The organism is Pseudoglutamicibacter cumminsii, from assembly GCF_003143995.1.
GTDB lineage: Bacteria > Actinomycetota > Actinomycetes > Actinomycetales > Micrococcaceae > Pseudoglutamicibacter > Pseudoglutamicibacter cumminsii_B.
On record NZ_QFWG01000016.1, the window covers coordinates 12,784 to 29,460 of the forward strand.

The 16,677-nt window shown below is 61.0% G+C and carries 14 protein-coding genes and 1 tRNA gene; 9 read left to right on the top strand and 6 right to left on the bottom strand.

What is annotated here, in order from left to right:
• Positions 1–2: 2 nt before the first annotated feature.
• On the bottom strand, positions 3–1,148 hold the full coding sequence (locus CAY35_RS09210; protein WP_181377553.1) for an FUSC family protein: 1,146 nt from the start codon (positions 1,146–1,148) through the stop codon (positions 3–5).
• Between the two features lie 172 nt (positions 1,149–1,320).
• Between CAY35_RS09210 and CAY35_RS09215 the strand changes: the two genes are divergently transcribed.
• The 4 genes from CAY35_RS09215 (at position 1,321) to pstB (ending at position 5,594) form a co-directional block, all read left to right on the top strand.
• On the top strand, positions 1,321–2,442 hold the full coding sequence (locus CAY35_RS09215) for a phosphate ABC transporter substrate-binding protein PstS (protein ID WP_109304313.1): 1,122 nt from the start codon (positions 1,321–1,323) through the stop codon (positions 2,440–2,442).
• A gap of 98 nt (positions 2,443–2,540) precedes the next feature.
• Positions 2,541–3,488: a phosphate ABC transporter permease subunit PstC gene (pstC, locus tag CAY35_RS09220; RefSeq protein WP_109304314.1), complete on the top strand. Its 948-nt coding sequence runs from the start codon at positions 2,541–2,543 to the stop codon at positions 3,486–3,488.
• 133 nt (positions 3,489–3,621) lie between these two features.
• On the top strand, positions 3,622–4,701 hold the full coding sequence (pstA, locus tag CAY35_RS09225) for a phosphate ABC transporter permease PstA (protein ID WP_258265739.1): 1,080 nt from the start codon (positions 3,622–3,624) through the stop codon (positions 4,699–4,701).
• Positions 4,702–4,814: 113 nt separating this feature from the next.
• Positions 4,815–5,594, top strand: a complete 780-nt coding sequence (gene pstB, locus CAY35_RS09230; RefSeq protein ID WP_109304316.1) for a phosphate ABC transporter ATP-binding protein PstB — start codon at positions 4,815–4,817, stop codon at positions 5,592–5,594.
• A gap of 128 nt (positions 5,595–5,722) precedes the next feature.
• Here pstB and CAY35_RS09235 read toward each other — a convergent pair whose 3' ends face one another.
• From CAY35_RS09235 to CAY35_RS09245, 3 genes are all read right to left on the bottom strand, one after another.
• Positions 5,723–6,736: an inorganic phosphate transporter gene (locus tag CAY35_RS09235; protein WP_109304317.1), complete on the bottom strand. Its 1,014-nt coding sequence runs from the start codon at positions 6,734–6,736 to the stop codon at positions 5,723–5,725.
• Positions 6,737–7,036 (bottom strand): hypothetical protein, encoded by a 300-nt coding sequence (locus CAY35_RS09240; protein WP_109304318.1) that lies wholly within the window; start codon positions 7,034–7,036, stop codon positions 6,737–6,739.
• Positions 7,037–7,718: 682 nt separating this feature from the next.
• A complete protein-coding gene (locus CAY35_RS09245; protein WP_109304319.1) occupies positions 7,719–8,354 on the bottom strand; it encodes a hypothetical protein in 636 nt (211 codons plus the stop codon).
• A gap of 182 nt (positions 8,355–8,536) precedes the next feature.
• On the opposite strand from CAY35_RS09245, the gene CAY35_RS09250 reads away from it, so the two are divergent.
• A tRNA-Lys gene (locus CAY35_RS09250) sits at positions 8,537–8,609 on the top strand.
• Between the two features lie 132 nt (positions 8,610–8,741).
• On the opposite strand, the gene CAY35_RS09255 is transcribed toward CAY35_RS09250, so the two are convergent.
• Together CAY35_RS09255 and CAY35_RS09260 are read right to left on the bottom strand one after the other, a co-directional pair.
• A complete protein-coding gene (locus CAY35_RS09255; RefSeq protein ID WP_181377554.1) occupies positions 8,742–10,136 on the bottom strand; it encodes a D-arabinono-1,4-lactone oxidase in 1,395 nt (464 codons plus the stop codon).
• Positions 10,133–11,455 carry an amino acid deaminase/aldolase gene (locus CAY35_RS09260; protein WP_258265737.1) on the bottom strand — a complete coding sequence of 441 codons (1,323 nt, stop codon included), beginning with the start codon at positions 11,453–11,455 and terminating at the stop codon, positions 10,133–10,135. The genes CAY35_RS09255 and CAY35_RS09260 overlap by 4 nt, the downstream gene beginning before the upstream one ends.
• Positions 11,456–11,779: 324 nt before the next feature.
• Between CAY35_RS09260 and CAY35_RS09265 the strand changes: the two genes are divergently transcribed.
• The 4 genes from CAY35_RS09265 to CAY35_RS09665 all read left to right on the top strand — a co-directional run.
• Complete coding sequence (locus tag CAY35_RS09265) at positions 11,780–13,078, top strand: hypothetical protein (RefSeq protein WP_109304321.1); 1,299 nt, start codon at positions 11,780–11,782, stop codon at positions 13,076–13,078.
• A gap of 73 nt (positions 13,079–13,151) precedes the next feature.
• The gene (locus tag CAY35_RS09270; protein ID WP_109304322.1) at positions 13,152–13,964 is read left to right on the top strand and encodes a hypothetical protein; all 813 of its coding nucleotides are present in this window, start codon (positions 13,152–13,154) and stop codon (positions 13,962–13,964) included.
• 259 nt (positions 13,965–14,223) lie between these two features.
• A complete protein-coding gene (locus CAY35_RS09275) occupies positions 14,224–14,553 on the top strand; it encodes a hypothetical protein (protein ID WP_109304323.1) in 330 nt (109 codons plus the stop codon).
• A gap of 110 nt (positions 14,554–14,663) precedes the next feature.
• Positions 14,664–16,677: DUF7507 domain-containing protein (locus CAY35_RS09665; RefSeq protein ID WP_181377555.1), on the top strand; the 2,014-nt coding region annotated here is incomplete at its 3' end.

The window sequence follows — 16,677 nt, forward strand, 5'->3', positions numbered from 1 at the left end:
CCCTAAGTGCGCGGCAAATAATCCGACGCTGCATCGCGCGGAACCCCAGTGGCGTGCAAAATATCCACCGCAATAGGCCGCAACAGCATGATCAACGTGGGCAACTGCATCGTCCCGCTGCGCCACGACGAAGCATCCAAGTCGCCCACGACCTCCTCCATGATTGAGCGCGCACGCCGCCGCATCATGTTCGCAGACCCCGTTGAGGTTTCCGCCGCGGAATTCGCTAAGGCATTCAGCGCGTCAGCGAACCCATCAAACAGAACATGCAAGCGTTCGCGTTGCTCCGCATCGGGCGCCAACGTATTCAAAAGACCAGCCGCGCGCCGAGCCACCACGTTGAGCCCACGCAGAATCAGGTCAGCAACGTCCAAAAGTTGTTCTTGGTCGCTCAGCTCGTGTCGGTGTCGCCGCCCCAGAACGCTCAACTTCGCGTAATCGGTAGATGTATTGATTTCTTGTCGTGCCTGATCCACGAGCGCGCTCGCGTTACGCACCCGCACCAGCGTGTGCCAGGCGGCCTGCGAATCGGAGGATTCAAGCGCTTCGCCCAGCTCCCGGAAACATTGGCTCACTTCCCGCATCAGAGACGACAGTTTTGCGGCTGGCGCTCGCCGTGGGTCGCGCGGCCACATGAGCATTAAAAGCAGTCCAACGGAGCCGCCGATGACGGCGTCAATAGAGCGCGTGAAGGGGCCTCCGTAGGGGATGGGCAGGAGTACGACCAGAAGGGATTGGACGCCCAGTTGAGTCGCGAAGACGACGCCCGGGTCAAGGAATCGCGCCAGAACCAGGGATAGGAAGACGACGATGCCGGCTTGCCACACGCCCCGCCCGAGAAGGGTCATGAGGATGTCACCTAGAACGATGCCGAGCGTGCATCCGACCGCGACCTCTAGGGTTCTGCGAATGTGGGATGTGTTCGCGAAGCCGAGCACGATGAGCGCGCTGGTTGCCGCGAAGATTGGCTGTTGGTGCCCGAGCACTTTCTCGGCGAACCAGAAGGAGAAGACGGAGCCTACGGTTGCGAAGATGATCCGGGTCATTGAGATTTGGACCCGGCGTGTTCCGCCCTTCAATCGAGTCTTGAGGTCGCGGGCGATAGCGGACGATGCGCGGGGCAACTTTTTCTGACCGCGTGTGGCCATCGCGCGCACCTCCTTACACCCCATGTGATTAACGTCTACAGCATATTCTTCCATCTCGGTGAATAGTTCACCTGTTGTTCACATAAGGCCACAGGTTCCTTTACCTTCCGTCGTTAGCGTCTAAATGTCGCCGCAAAACCGCGGCACTCGCTTCCCCCAGGAATGAAAGAGAATGACCGTGCAGATTAAGCACTTCGGCCGTACGGCTGCAATCCTGTCCATCGCGGCCCTGGGCCTCACCGCATGTGGCCAGGCAAACAACACTTCTGACTCTTCGAACAACGGTTCGGACAACGGCGACGCCAAGCAGGTCTCCGGCACCCTCTCCGGTGCAGGCGCTTCCTCGCAGGAATCCGCAATTGGCGCATGGACCGCTGGTCTGAAGGAAACCCAGAAGGGCCTCAACGTCCAGTACAACCCAGCTGGCTCCGGCGCTGGCCGCAAGGCATTCTTGTCCGGCCAGGCTTCCTTCGCAGGTTCCGACGCTTCCCTCAAGGAAGAGGAACTCGCTGACGCAGAGAAGATGTGTGGCCCAGAGGGTGCAATCAACATCCCTGCTTACATCTCGCCGATCGCTATTGTCGTGAACCTCGAGGGTGTTGACAAGATCAACCTCGACGCTGAGACCCTCGCGAAGATCTTCGCTGAGAAGATCACCACCTGGAACGACCCAGCGATCGCTGCTCTGAACGAGGGTGTTGACCTCCCAGACACCAAGATCATCCCAGTGCACCGTGCTGACAAGTCCGGTACCACCGACAACTTCACCGACTACCTCGCTGAGAACGCTAAGGACGCTTGGCCAGCAGGCAACGTTGAAGAGTGGCCATCGGACCTCGGCGGCGAAGCAGCTCAGGGTACCTCCGCTCTCGTTGGCGTTGTCCAGAAGAGCAACGGCGCTATCGGCTACGCCGACAAGTCCGCAGCTGGCGACCTGACCCTCGCGAACATCAAGGTTGGTGAGAACTTCCAGGCTCCAGAGGAAGACGCAGCAGCTAAGACCGTCGAAATCTCGGATCGCCTCGAAGGCAAGAACGAGAACGACATGGCTGTACGCATCAACCGTACCTCCACCGAAGAGGGCACCTACCCACTGGTTCTCGTTTCCTACCACATCTACTGCTCCACCTACAAGGAACAGTCGACCGTTGACATGATCCAGGCATGGGGCCACTACGTAGTCAGCGAAGAGGGCCAGAAGGCTGCCAACGCAGCTGCAGGTTCCGCTCCAATGACCGAGGCAATGCGTAACGATGCGGCTAAGGCTATCGACTCCATCAAGGTAGCTGAGTAAAGCATTCGTGATGGGCGGCCGGCTGTGAAGCCGGCCGCCCTCCACCGCATCTACGCCCCCAACTTTCCCACTGGATTCACGCGCACAGGAGCAATCTCGTGACTTCCCCAACGCTGGCCCCCGAGAGCGGCAAGCTCAACCAGAAGGCTAAAGGCCGCGTCGGTGACAAGGTGTTCTCCGGCACCGCATTGGCAGCCGGCATCATCATTCTTGTCATCCTCGTATTCGTCTCGGTCTTCCTGGTCACCCAGTCGATTCCTGCGTTGACCGCAGACCCGGCAGACGTCACCGGCGGTAAGGGCTTCCTGAACTATGTCCTGCCGCTGGCGATCGGTACCCTGATTGCTGCCGGCATCGCATTGCTCCTCGCAACACCAGTCGCGATCGGTGTTGCACTCTTCATCTCTCACTTCGCTCCACGCCGCTTCGCTAAGTCCGTCGGTTACGTGATCGACCTCCTGGCGGCGATTCCATCCGTTGTTTACGGCGCGTGGGGTATGGCCGTGCTCGGCCCAGCGATGGTCACCATCTTCAACTGGTTGCACGACAACCTCGGATTCATCCCAATCTTCGGTGACCCATCCCAGACCGGACGTACCTTGATGACCGCATCGGTCGTCCTCGCGGTCATGATCCTCCCGATCATCACCGCGCTCTCGCGTGAAATCTTCGTTCAGACGCCTAAACTCCACGAAGAAGCAGCTCTAGCACTCGGCGCGACCCGCTGGGAAATGATCCGCATGGCGGTCTTCCCATTCGCACGCGCAGGCATCGTCTCCGCGATCATGCTCGGCCTCGGCCGCGCGCTCGGTGAAACCATGGCGGTCGCGATGGTTCTCTCCGCAGGTGGCTTGACCATCAACCTGATCGGTTCCGGTAACTCGACCATCCCGGCAGACATCGCGCTCCACTTCCCAGAGTCCTCCGGCCTGCGTGCTAACGAACTCATCGCAGCTGGCCTGGTCCTCTTCATCATCACTCTCATCGTGAACCTCATTGCACGGTGGATCGTTTCCCGTCACAAGGAATTCGACGGAGCGAACTAACATGACCCACCCGAATCACGAACGCAGCTCCCAGAAGTCTGAGGTAAAACCAGTGAACGCGACGCAACAGCGCAGCAAGAACGCTCCAGAGGGGGAACGCCGCCACGGCCGTAGCCGCCTCACCTCCGGCCAAATGCCACGATGGGGTGAGCCAGTCATTGGCCTCATCTCGCTGATCCTCGGCGCCGCCATCGTCGCGCTCATCGGATTCAACATCGCCGGATGGCTGTGCGTCTCCGCGATCATCTTCCTGATCGTTGATTTCTTCGCTATCCTGCTGGTCGAAAACCGCCGCCAAGCAACCAACGTGCTCGCCCGAAACCTCATCGTTGGCGCATTCCTGATCGCGTTGGTTCCGCTTGTCTCGGTGATCTGGACCGTGGTCTCCAACGGCTCCAAGGCAGTTATCGCTCCAGGGTTCTTCGCATCCGACATGCAGGGGCAGATCGCAATCGCTGACATCGCCCACGCTCGCGAAGGCGGACCACTCATCGGTGGTATCAAGCACGCACTCATCGGTACGTTGCTCATCACCCTCGCGGCCACTGTGATCTCGGTTCCGATCGGCCTGCTGACCTCGATCTACCTCGTCGAATACGCACGCGACAACTGGCTGTCTAAGGTCATCCGCTTCTTCGTCGACGTCATGACCGGTATCCCATCGATCGTCGCGGGTCTGTTCGCAGCGGGTATTTCCGCCTACGTGATGCTTGACGTATTCCAGATGACGCCGGGTTCCCAGCTAATCGGCTTCTCCGCATCGATCGGTCTCTCCGTGCTCATGATCCCGGTTGTGGTCCGCTCTACCGAGGAAATGCTCCGCGTCGTGCCGAACGAACTCCGCGAAGCATCCGCGGCACTCGGTGTACGCAAGTGGCGCACCGTCATGAAGGTCGTCCTCCCAACCGCGCTCTCCGGTATCGCCTCCGGTGTCACGATCGCTATCGCACGCGTCATCGGTGAAACCGCACCGATCCTCGTGACCGCAGGTACCGCATCGGTTGTGAACTTCAACCTGTTCAAGGACTGGATGATGGCGTTGCCGGTATTCATCTACCGCCAGCTCAACTACCCAGCGGCACCAGCAGCACAGGACGCATCGACCCTGCGTGCATGGGGTGCGGCGCTCGTCCTGATCATCATCGTGATGTTGCTTAACCTGATCGCGCGCATCATCGCTAAACTGTTCGCACCAAAGCAGGCAGGCCGCTAAAGCTCACGGGCGGCTGGAAATCAGCCAGCCGCCCACACAAGACCTCTCATAGACCACTGACCACAGGTCACACCAACCACTGACCGCCAGGTCAAAGTGAAGGAAACAAAACCATGGCAAAGCGCATCGACGTCTCAGACCTCAACGTCTACTACGGCAGCACGCATGCTGTAAAAGACGTCAACATGACGATTGACCCTCGTTCTGTCACCGCATTCATCGGCCCATCCGGTTGCGGTAAGACCACCTTCCTGCGGACCCTGAACCGCATGCACGAAGTCATCCCAGGCGCACACGTCAAGGGCAAGGTTCTGCTCGACGGCGACGACATCTACGGTCCAGGTGTTGACCCGGTCCGCGTCCGCACGGAGGTCGGCATGGTGTTCCAGCGCCCGAACCCGTTCCCAACCATGTCCATCCAGGACAACGTTTTGGCTGGGTTCAAGCTCAACGGTAAGCGCCTCTCAAGCTCGCAGCGTGACGACATCGTCGAGAAGTCCCTGCGCGGCGCTAACCTGTGGAACGAAGTCAAGGACCGTTTGGATAAGCCGGGTTCCGGTCTCTCGGGTGGTCAGCAGCAGCGTCTCTGCATCGCGCGCACCATCGCAGTTGAGCCGTCCGTGATCCTCATGGACGAGCCGTGCTCCGCGCTCGACCCGATCTCTACGCTCGCGGTTGAGGATCTCATCAACGAGCTCAAGGACACGTTCACCGTTGTTATCGTGACGCACAACATGCAGCAGGCGGCCCGCGTGTCCGACAAGACCGCGTTCTTCAACATCGCAGGCACCGGCCAGCCAGGCGAGCTCATCGAATACAACGACACGTCCACGATCTTCAACAACCCAGAGCAGAAGGACACCGAGGACTACGTCTCCGGCCGCTTCGGCTAAACCAGCCTCGGCGGTTACACCCGCCGCACCAGCGGCGGGACCCAATACAGCACGATGGTGGCGTCCGGTTGATACCGGGCGTCACCATCGTTGTTTATGGGCTCGGAATCGCCGATGTGCCGGAGCCGCTATCCGATGAGTGGCGAAGCAGCCAAGAACAAGATCGCAGCCACAAGGAACGTGGCGACCGGCGTCATCAACCAGTAGGACGCGACGTCGAGCACGCGCCGCTGGTTCACGGTCACGTGACGCTGCGTGAGGCCCGCGCCCAGCAGGGACGCTGTGACTGACTGGGTTGAGGAGATCGGCAAGTGGAACGCGATCGAACCGAAGAACACGAGCAGCGAGGACGAAACTTTCGCCATTCCCGCGCGGAGAGGATCGAGCTGCACGAGCCGCGTTGAAAGCGTGTAGGTGATCCGCCAGCCGCCCACGAACATACCTGCAGCCAAAATCACGGCTGTGATCGCCTCGAATCCAAGCATGTCGCCGTAATCGAAACCCATGCCTGCGGTGCTCGTCACAACAAGCAGGAAAACAGCTAGACGCTGGCCGTCCTGGAGTCCATGAGCGAAAGCCACCGCCGCGGTAGCGGTCGCCTGAGAGACCCGGCCGATGCGATCGGCGGAGTTCGGGGTTTGGTACCGCATAAGCCACGCGATGGGGATCATGACCAGGATCGACATCATGGGTGCAATGATCACGGTAACGGCCAGCGGAAGAAGCACTGCGATGAGCAGTGTGAGCCATACGCCGGTGTTATCCATGTACCCCAGTGTCATAGCGGCAACCACCGCGCCAATGAGCCCGCCGTACATTCCGTGTGTTTGCGACGTCGGCTGGCCACGCCACCATGTGAACAGTGACCACATCGCGGCGGAGGCCAGCGCCGCGATCGCCATCACGAGGCCGGCTTTCCCACTAGCTAGGGTCAGCTCGAACTGGTCTTGGAACGCGATGCCGAGGCCGGTAGAGAGGAAGGTTCCGGCGGCGGCGAAACCGGCGACCATGATCGTCGCGAGGCCGGGAGTCAGGGCGCGGGTACGTACTGACGTCGCAACGGCGTTGGACGCGTCGTGGAACCCGTTGAGGAAGGTGACTAGCGCCCACAACAGGACCGCGAACACCAAGAGGAAACCCATCTAGGACTCCTTGACCAGGATGGTTCCCAGGTGGTTTACGGCCTGGAGCAGCTCATATTGAGCTTCGCGGAGGTCGTCGAGAAGCATTGTTTGGGATAGCGCAGTCTGTACCCGAGTGGTTTCGCTGACTTCACGTTTCCAATTGCGGATTGCGTGACGACCGCGGGTAGTTAGACGCATGAGGTCGAGCCAGTCGTCTTCGATGTTGTCGAGCTGGGCGAGGTGCGCGAACACTTTCCGGAACACTTTAGCTTGCTGTCCAAGGAGTTCCAGGAGTTCCGCGAGCGAGGTTGAGCGCATCGGGATGGCTTCGGGGATGAGCCTGCGGCGTTGTCGACGGCGCCGATGGCTGCGCGGAAATGACGTGAGAACGTGAAGAGGTCTTCGCGTGGCAGTGGGTTGACGAACGAGGTCCGCAGGTGGGTGAGAAGTGTGTAGGTTTTGTCGTCGACTTCGTTCAGGTTTTCTTTGATGGCTTCGCGTAGGGCGGTGCGTTCGGTTGCGGGTGCTGAGATGAGCTCAGCGGCTGAGGAGATGGCTTGATGCAATAGCTCAGACATGCCGCTCAGCAACTTGAGGCTTTTAGCCTCAGAGGGGAAAAGCCGCAGACGCACGGGTACCTCATTCTCACTTGGGACATTGTCACGCGGAACGTTACAGCTCGAAGTCTAGTGAGTGAAGGTTAACAGACCAATGTGGCTGATTGATGAATTCGTTGTGCCCCAGATGTGCGTGCTGCCGAGATGCTCTAGCGCCAGTGTAGCGTCCGTGTAGCGGGCGGGTGGGGTGCGTGGGCATGTGGCTTGTTTAGCGACACCGGACCGGGGGCGCCTCTCGGCGAAAGGCCGCTCGAAGCGGCAAATATTTGGGGCCCGGGGCCTCCGCGGCCCGGTGTCTCTTCCAGTGTCCCAGATGGGGGCGGGGGCTCGTCAAGTGTCACGGTTGTTATTCGCGCCGTGGGCTGGGGTTCGTCAAGCGCGGATTATTCGAGGTGGTTGCCCCGCCACATGTCAGCGGATGCGAGGAGGTCCGATGCGGTGGCTGTGAGGCGTCGTGAACTTTCGGTGAGCGAGCGGGCGTGGTGCGCGGCGTGAGCCTCGGCGCTGTCGGCGTGGGCGGCCTGGCCCGCGGCGATGACGCGGCAGAAAGCGGCGGCCCGTTCGAGCGCGACGGCGAAGTCGCCTGTGTATGCGCCGGTGAGGATCGCTGTGGTCACTTCAACCATTTCGGCAGGTCCCGGCGGGTCGGCAACGCCTGCGACGACGACCGTGACGTCATCCACTGACTTTCCGGCGCGGAACAGCGCAGACCAGCGGTCTGCATCGTTCATGACGGCCCGGCGCAGGACGTAGAGGCGCCACAATGTTCCCGGTAGGGACACTGCCGGCGATGTGGACCACAGCTCTGCGAGCTCGATCAGACCGCCGGAGTCGGCGAGTTTGATGAGGCGGTCAAGGATGTCCGGCGCAACACCTGAGCGGCCGCGGCGCACGATGGCTTGGGCTGTCAGGTGAGCGGCTTCGGAATGGTGCGCGGGATCCGAGCCGGGAGCTTCCCGATCCAATAGTTCGGGAGGCATCACTGCTGGCTTGTGGTGGGTACGCGCCAAAGAACTCATCCCTACCAGTGTAGGAACCGGGGCTTTCGATGGCCTTCGGATGCTGCTGGGCCGCAGGCCGGGGTGCACGGCAGTGGTGGGTTAGGGGCTGTGGTTCGCGGTTGTGGGCTAGGGAAACGGACGGGTCAGGGAAACTTATGGGTTAGGGAAACTGTGGTGGTGTCGTTTACCATGGGTAGCTGGGGCCTATAGCTCAGCTGGCAGAGCACCGGACTTTTAATCCGTTGGTCCCGGGTTCGATCCCCGGTGGGCCCACACATAGATCAGCCTCGGAGCTGGCGCGGCGGTTTCCTGTCGATGCGTCAGTTCCGAGGCTGATGTGTTTAAGCGAGCCGCAGGCCCCTACTAAGGGGCCTCGCCCTCAGCAAGGCCGCCTCGCCCCCAGCATCACACCCCCAACATCTTGGCGAGGTAGTCGTTGAGGAGGATCCCGTTGGGGTCGACCTGCTCGCGGACCTTGAGCCAGTCCCCGAATTTCGGGTAGCGCTCGTGGAGGTCTTCGGGGCCGAGGGTGTGGAGTTTGCCCCAGTGTGGCCGTCCGCCGGCGGCTTTGAAGATGTCCTCGAGTACCGCGAAGTATTTCTTGTGTTGTTCGCGGTAGAACCGGTGCACCGCGATGTAGACGGAGTCGCGGCCGTGTGCGGTCGAGAGCCACACGTCGTCGCCTTTGGCGGCGCGGACTTCGAGCGGGAACGTGATCCCTTCGGGGAATGCGTTGACGGCGCGAACTACTTCGCTGAAAACCTCTTGGTAGTCGTTGATGTGGATCGCGTATTCCATTTCGCGGAACCGTGTGCGCCGTGGTGACACAAAGACTTTGTGGGACGTGTCAGCGAAACTGCGGTTTCCCATCGTGCGCGCCGCGAGCTTATTCAGTGCCGGCACGGTTTTGGGGATGAGTTTGCCGAGTTCGCAGATGGCCCGGTGGCCGCCGTTGTTGAGGAGTTCGTCTTCGAACCAGTGTTTGAACCCGGAGAGCGGCTTGTCGCCTTCGAAGCCGGGGGAGCGGCGGTTGATTTTGCGTGCGACGACGTCGGTGTGCTGGAACCAGTAGAACTCGACGTGGTCTTGTTCGCGGGAGAGGTCGATGAAGTTTTCGAGCGTGTCCGCGAGGGGTACGGGTCGTTCTTCTGCATGCAGGATGAACGAGGGCACGACGTCGATGGTCGCGTGGACGATGACGCCGAGTGCGCCGAGGCCTACGCGTGCGGCTTCGAAGAGCTCGGGGTGTTGCGTTGGGGACGCGGTGACGATGTCGCCGGTGGGTAGCGCGATGCGTAGCGCACGGATCATGCCTGCGTAGCCGGTGTAGGCGAGGCCGGTTCCGTGGGTTGAGGTTGAGAGTGCGCCGCCGATGGTTTGGCGGTCGATGTCGCCCATGTTGGCGAGCGCTAGGCCGTATGGTTCCAGCAGTCCGGGGAGTTCCCAGAGGTGGGTTCCGGCTCCGAGGGTTACGGTTCCGCCCACGGGGTCGACTGCGTAGAGGCCGCGGAAGTGCCGCATGTCGAGCAGGATGTCGTCAGTGTGAGCGAGTGGCGTGAAGGAGTGGCTTCCGCCGACGGGACGGACGGTGCGCTTCTCTTCTGTTGCGCGGGTCAGTAGCGCGGCGAGTTCGATTTCGTCGCGTGGTGTTGCGATGTCGGCTGGTTCGCTGCGGTAGAGGCGGCACCAGTTGGTCCACTTGGTGCTGGTTTTCGCGCTGGTTTTGGCGGCGGGGCCCTGGGCGCGGACGCCGGCTTGCGGTGTTGGGGTGCCTGGCTGCGGTGGTGTTGTGGTTTTCATAGGAATGCTTTCCCTTCGCCGCGGTAGGTGGGCCATTCGTCGATGACTTGTGTTCCTGAGATCAGTACGACGTTGTTGATGCGTTCTGATACTTCGCCGGCTTTTGCGTGGCGGAACCACACGATGTCGCCGATGCGGAGGTTGCGTGCGCCTGGGCCGGTGAGTGGGGTTTGTACTTCGCCGGGGCCTTCGGTGCCGCGGTATTTGACGTTGGGTGGCCACGCGATGGTGGGGAGCCGGCTTGGCCCGGGTGGGCCGGATGCGACCCAGCCGCCTCCGAGCACGGTTGCCGTGTTTTTGTTGGGCCGGCGCACAACGTCCATCCCGAACGCGAGCGCTGGCGCTGGTTTAAAGGCTGTGTAGTTGTCGAAGAGTCCGGGGCCGATGAGTCCGGATCCCGCCGCGACTTCGGTGATGGCGGCTTCTGTTCCGGTGGTTTCGATGGACCCTGTGCCGCCGCCGTTGACGAAGCGCAACGGGGCGAGTGCGGAGATCGCTTCCACGGTTTCTGCGCGGCGGTGTGCGATGTCTTTCGCGGAGGCCGCTTGGATTCGCCGCAGGATGGTTTGCCGCGGAGTTTTGCCGGCGTTCGCTTCGCCCGCGATCTGCCCTTCGTAGGCCATGAGCCCGTCCAGGGTGAACCCTTTCCGGCCCACGATGTGGGTCGCAAGTTTGGTCACGGCTGTGGCGGTTGATAGCGGTGACCGTGCCGCGCCGATCATGACACCGCGTGCGGGACGGTAGGCGGCGTCGAGCTCTACGGCTACTTTGAGGTCGGGGTGGCCGGGGGCCGCGTGGTCGATGAGGTCAAGCTGCTGTGGGTCATCGACCATGAGGGTCACGTGTTCCAGCGCGGATTCGCTGGTGGTCCAGGTTTTGATCGCGTCGATGTTGACGTTGGGGTAGGCGACCACGATGTCGCGGTAGCCGTTTTCCGCGAGCCACACGGCTTCGGGGAGGGTGAAGCTCAGGATCCCTTCGAAGCCGGGGGTTTCCAGGGCGGCGTCGAGGGCTTTGCGGATGCGGAGGGACTTGCTTGCGACGCGGATGGTCGGGGTCGGTAGCGCTGCGTCGGTGCCGGCGCGGTGCGGGGTGGTGCCGGCGCGATGTGCGGCGCCGCTGTCCTGGTGTGCGGCGGTGCTGCGGTGCGTTGCTGCTTCAGTGAGGCGTGCGATGAGGTCGTTCGCGTTGGCCTGGAAGTGGTCAGCGAACAGGACACCCACGGGGCGTGACGTGTAGCCGGCATCAGCTAAGAGGTCCTTGAGCGCCGGCCAGTCGATCTTCGCATCAGATATGTGACTGTTCTTGGTGTGATGCATGCTTCGTCCTTGAGGGATGTGCTGCAGGGGTCTGCCCTGGAGCAACATCCTGGGATGTCAACGTGTACTGGATGCAAACACTATGCCCTTGTGTTGGGCGTCACAACAACAAAGGACTTGATTAACTGCGAGCAAGCGCCGCGTTAGATCACGGAATGATCACGATTAGATACCGATACCCAACCCCCAGTGTTACGGTCCACCAAGGCGAGGGCGCTCGATCCGCGCCATCTCAAGGAAGTCTTGAATAACAGCCGAACTGTGAGAAGGCTGAGTTTTCCGCCTTTCTCTTGCATCTGAGGTGAAACGCTCTATCGTGGAAGTATGCGACGTTATTATGCGGCCGCCGGCGCGGCCCTGTTCAGCCTAACGCTGGGCGTCGCCCCTCAAGCTTCAGCCGCAACGCTGACTCATCAGCCGAGCGTGCTCACCGTTGACACGACGGCGTCACAGCAGCACAGCAAGAAAGATCACCGCAGTGAAAAAGAATCGTTGCGCGTTGCAACTGTGAACGCAGGGTTGAGCGAAGACGAAGAAGGGGCGCTCGCCGAGCGCCTCGAGGGTGGCCAAGATGAGGCCGCCCAGATGCTTGCGCGCAATATCCAGAAGACGCGCCCAGATGTCCTGCTGATCACGGATATTGACACGGACACTCACGTCGCTGACATCTTCAAGGACCAGTACCTTGCCGAGGCGCAGACGGACGGCGAGGCTGGATCTAAGGGTCTTTCCCCGCTCGACTATCGGTACGTGTATGCCGCGTCGACTAACGCGGGCGTGCAGTCGGGTGCGGACTTGAACGGTAACGGCTCCACCGGCGACCCCGGGGATGCATTTGGTGTTGGCCACTTCGAAGGCCAGCGCTCCATGATCTTGTATTCGCGTTACCCAATTAAGCAGGACGAGGTCCGCACGTTTAATAACCTCATCTGGAGTGAGCTTCCGGGTAACAGCCTCGACACGGAAAAGTATTCCAAGCTTGTGAGGTCGGTTCTGCCGCTGAACTCGACGAGCCTGTGGGACGTCCCGCTCGATGTTGAGGGTGAAACTGTGCATGTTGTTGCAACGGGCCTCACGCCGGATCAGGGCGAAGGTGCTGACGCGGACCGCCGGCTTGACCAGTTGCGTTTCCTCAACATGTACCTCAGCGATAGCGATGAGCTGCGTGACTTGACTGATGACGCCGGCGCTTACGGTGGTTTGGAAAAGGACGCTAACGCTGTTGTTCTAGGTGCGCTCGGCCCGGATGCCGAGTCGTTGGATGACAACGCTGAGCAGAAGCGCCAGGATGCGGCGGACGAGCTTGAAACGTTCTTGGACTCGGACGAGCTGGACGTTGCGAAGCCGTCGAGCGCGGGAGCGCAGTGTGAGGACGATGCGTCGCTCCAGATCCGCACAATTCTAGACTTTGTGTGCGCAACCCAGTACGCGACTCGCATTGGTGGTGGCACGTCCCGCTCCGATTATGTGGCTGCAGCAAACGGATCCACGATTTCCGAATCGGGGATTGAAGCCGCAATGAGCCGTGCGGTTGCGGAGAAGAGCAGCGCAGGAACCTCATCGGCCGCATCGGCCGGCGCCCGCCGCATCGTGTGGGCAGACGTCACGTTGAAGTGTGACTAGCTGACCGTTGCCAACTGCGGTCCGAGAGTTGCCGCTGATGAGCGGCTCTAGCGTTGCGCGTTAGGCTGGGAACATGTCAACTGAGACCGCACCTCAAACTAAAAAGACGCGTCGGCGCGCCCGGAAGGCGCTTAAGCGCGGCAAATCCGAGGCGTTGTTGCCGCGTGAAGCCACCGAGTTTCTTGCCCGCGGCATCGTTACTGACAGCGGCAACGTCAGTGATGGTTTCGAACGGGGAATCAAGCGCGTCGTCGGTTGGCAGCGGCCCGCTGTGGTCGCATACATTCGCCGTCTCAGTGAGAAGCATCCTACGGCGACCCCGGCTGAGCTCGCGCGCATCCTTGAGACGAATTATGTCCGCACCGTAACAGGCATGGGTGCAGCGGGTGGTGCGGCCGCCATCGTGCCTGGGGTCGGGACGCTCGCGTCCCTGGGGCTTTCTGCAGGTGTTGCGCTCGGTTATTTGGAGGCGACGGCGCTCTATGCGCAAGGGATGGCGGAACTGCACGGCGTTGCGGTGAATGATCCGGAACGTGCGGGCGAGCTTGTTATGGCGCTCATGCTGGGTGAAGAAGGCGTCAAGATCATTAAGGACATGTCGGGCGTTATTGCTTCCGGTGGCACGGTGGGGATGCGCACGTTCTTCGCAACGGCGATTGGTGCGGGCGGATCCTATGCGTCCCTGGGGAAGCAGCTGCATTCGCGGTTCTTGAAGAAATCCGCTGCTCGGCAGTCGGCGTCCGCGGTGGGTAGGGCGCTGCCGTTCGGTGTGGGCGCGGCTTTTGGTGGCGTAGCTAACCGTGTGCTGGCGCGACGTGTGGTGCGTGCCGCGCAGGAGATGTTCGGTGACATGCCTGCGGTGCGGCCGGAAGCGCTCGAGAGCTGAGGCCGGCGGGGTTCCTGCTGGGTGCGTGAAGCTGGGTATTCTGAGGTCTGATTTCCGGGCATAGCCGGGGTGTGGATAAGGAATCCACGCAACTTTTCACAGCGATCTTTCAGCTTGTGAAAAGTCCAGGTACACTCTTGTGCTGTAGATCACTCGTATCGCGTCAGCGCTGTGTACCTCGGCATCACTGTGCATCTCAGTATCACTGTGTGGGGTTATCACTGTGTGGCGCGATGTCTCTATGTAGAGCGGAGCGCTTATGGCTTGGGGTACCGACCTCACATCTGCACGCAACGCGGGTCGTAAACGACGCGCACGCGGCGTGTTGTCCCTCATCGCTTCCGTTGGTCTGGTTGGCACGATGTTCGCGGCGACTGTCCCGAGCCAGGCGGCTCAGGATCAGGCTACGAACACGGTTGCTGCCGCGGCAGCAACGCAAGAAGCGAAGCCACGTCAGATCACCGGAACCGTATACAACGACGTCAACTGGGATAAGACTCGCAACGACGGTGAGAAGCCGCTGGCGGGTTACACGGTTGCGTTGTTTGACCTAAGGATTTGCGGGGTATTGGGGGGACGATTCCTCTAGACCTTGCCGTATACACGGCCATCACTGGCGAGGACGGGCGATACAGCTTTGAGGACGTAAAGGATGGCACTTACCACGTCATCGCTTACCCGGTGGAGGAAACGGATGATGTGAGCCATGCTGGTGACTGGACCCCACCGGTGGGTTCCCCGTGGTTTACCAAGCCTCTCGAAATCAATGAAACCACGGGGCACGCAGGTGTTGACTTCGGTGTCATCAAGCCAAAACTCGGCTTTGAGGTGACCAAGAAAGTTAACGGCGAAGACAGCGTGAGCCTGGGCGTCGACGACAAAGCTACGTTCACCATCGAAGGTAAAAACACGTCCAACGTGATGGTGCAACAGGTGTACCTCAAGGACACCTGGGTGGCGGGGCGTACCCCGTTGAAGCTGACGTGCTCGCTTTTCAAAGCCGACGGCACCAAGTACACCAAAAAAGAGCTTAACGAGAGGTTTAAGAACATTTCCGCCAGCATGGCGGGCTTTGAAGAGGGAAACGGGTATCTACCGATGAAGATCGGTGAGCGGTTCTCTTGCACCGCAACCTACGTCGTGACGCAAGCCGACGTCGATGCGAAACAGGACCTCACGAACGAAGCCCAGGTTCGTGGTACATACTCGTATGTCCACCAGTTTTCAGGACGCAACGACACCCTCACCGTCAAGGCCTCCGACACTGCAGTGATTCGCCTCTCGGAGCAAGAACCGACGCCGGAACCTACGGAGGAGCCGACGGGCGAGCCGACTGAGGAACCTACCGAGGAGCCGACGGGCGAGCCGACGCCGGAACCTACTGAGGAACCGACCGAGGAGCCGACGCCGGAACCTACGGAGGAGCCAACGGAGGAGCCTACTGCGGAGCCAGCTCCAGCGGCTTCGATGAAGCTTGAGACCCTCGTCGACGGCGAGAAGTCTGTTGAGAAGAACGCGGATGATGCCACGACCTTCACGATGACGCTTGAGAACACGGGCGAAGCGGACCTGCACGACGTCACGTTCAAGAGTGCCTGGGTTGAAGGTAAAGACCCGCTCGAGCTCTACTGCGACGTTGACGGCGACTTCGTCTACGCGAACGACGAGAAGTTCACGCTGAAGGCAGGTGAGACCCTCAACTGCGAAACCGAGTACCGGATGACGCAGGAGGACATCGACGCGGGTAAGCCGCTGAAGAACACCGTGACCGCTGAGGCTGTGACGCGCCCTGCATCGGGAGAGCCGCAGACCCTCAAAGAGACGGACTCAGCCGAGGTCGTTCCAGCTGCTGTGGCGGCTCAGCTCGAGCTGATCAAGGAAGCCTGGGGCGAATACGGTACCGACAACAGCACCATCGGCGACGAGATCGAGTACATGTTCACGGTCTACAACCATGGCAACGTGACGGTAAGCAACATCGAGATCAACGACCCGATGCTCGCTGAAGCCGGCGCCGACGTCGTCTGTGAAGATGACACCCTCGGACCGAACGGTCAGACCGAATGCACCGCGGCGTACACCGTCACGGATGAGGACGTCGCTGAGGGTAAGACGGAACTTGTCAACACCGCGACCGTGAAGGGCAAGACCCCAGCCGGTGAAGGCGTTGAGAGTGACGAGGCAACGGCGACGACCGCAGTTGGCCTGCCGGGCTTGGCGATCGAGAAGAGCATTCTCGACGAGCCAGAAGAAGGCTTCACCGCGGGCGACACCGTGACCTACAGCATCGTGGTGACCGGAACCGGTACCGGCGGCACTGAATACGTGACCGTGCATGACAAGATGCTCGAAGACCGTGGCGGCGAGCTGACCTGTGAATGGGACGGCCGGGAGATCGCGAACGGGCAGATCTTCCTCGACCCAGAGGACACAGCTACCTGCACGGGCTCGATCACCGTGACGGAAGAAGACGTTGCGGCGGGCAAGCCGATCGTGAACACGGCGGAAGCGCGCGGTAGCTACAACGACGTTGAAGCTGAGACCGTGACCGCGACTGCGGAATTCACGCCGGCAGCGCCGGAAGAACCGGAGCCAACTGAGGAGCCGACCGAGGAACCTACGGATACTCCAACGGACGAGCCGACCGAGGAACCGACGGAGCAGCCGGAGCCGACCGAGGAACCGACGGAGGAACCGGAGCCGACCGAGGAAC